The sequence below is a fragment of the Sulfitobacter sp. HI0129 genome, from assembly GCF_001635395.1.
Lineage (GTDB): Bacteria > Pseudomonadota > Alphaproteobacteria > Rhodobacterales > Rhodobacteraceae > Sulfitobacter.
On record NZ_LWGH01001132.1, the window covers coordinates 1 to 929 of the forward strand.

General features: G+C 62.3%; 1 pseudogene. It reads right to left on the reverse strand.

Annotated elements, in window-relative coordinates:
- Nucleotides 1-319: 319 nt before the first annotated feature.
- Nucleotides 320-929 (reverse strand): annotated as a pseudogene (locus A3764_RS23705) (hypothetical protein); the annotation flags it as partial.

A 929-nucleotide genomic window follows, 5' to 3' on the forward strand; every position in this document is an offset into this window, starting at 1 on the left:
ACTGCGCGTAGAACAGGCTTCCTTCCGGGTTGCCGCCCATCACGAGGATATCGGCCTCGGCGGATTTGGGCGCGGCGCCCACAAGCATGGCAACGCCGAGCGCTGCGGCGGTCAGTTTCTGGAATATCATTGGGGCAACATCCTCCCTACCCACTGCGGTTCTTGTCCCGCTCTTTGGAGCGGGTCTGGCTATTGAGCCCGGTATTCGAACAAACGTCGAATACCGCATCAACTTAGAGGCAGCCCGAGTTGGAGTCAATTCGGGCTGACGGTCCCGGTTGCAATCTTCAAACGAATGAGAGGCTGCCCCAGCGGCAGGTCAGAGCATCGCGCCCGCGATCAGCAGGGCGGTCATGACGATCACGTAATAGGTCAGGATGAATGGCCCGTTCCATCGCAGGCCCACGTCGCGGGGGGACTTGCCGATCATCCCCGTGGCGATGGCAAGAGTGGACGCGAAGGGGGACAGCAGCATCGAGCCGGACCAGCCGCACATCAAGGCCAGCATCAGCATCAGTTCCGGCATGTCGATCCCGGACGAGATGATAGCGCCGGAGCACAGCAGCGCGCCGATCATGGGGGAGAGGCCAAGCTGGCTTACCAGTGTCATCAGCAGGATGATGATGCAGGCGATGACGCCCGGCCCGATCGAGACATGTTCGATCAGCATGCGAAGCTTTTCGGCGGGCAGCATTTCCACCACGGTCAGTCCGAGGAAGGCGCTGGCGCCGATCAGGCAGATTTCACTGGTTGAATCGGGCAGTGCGCGGAACCCGTCGCGGGCAAGGGATTTGAGATTGCCCGAGAAGGGGCGGCCTTCGGTCAGCAGGACCCAGATCACCGCCATGGCGGGAATGACGATCAGGATCGCGGCCCGCATCGGAATGCCGACCACCGCCTCGGCCAGTGCCGACAGCCCGGTGATCGCT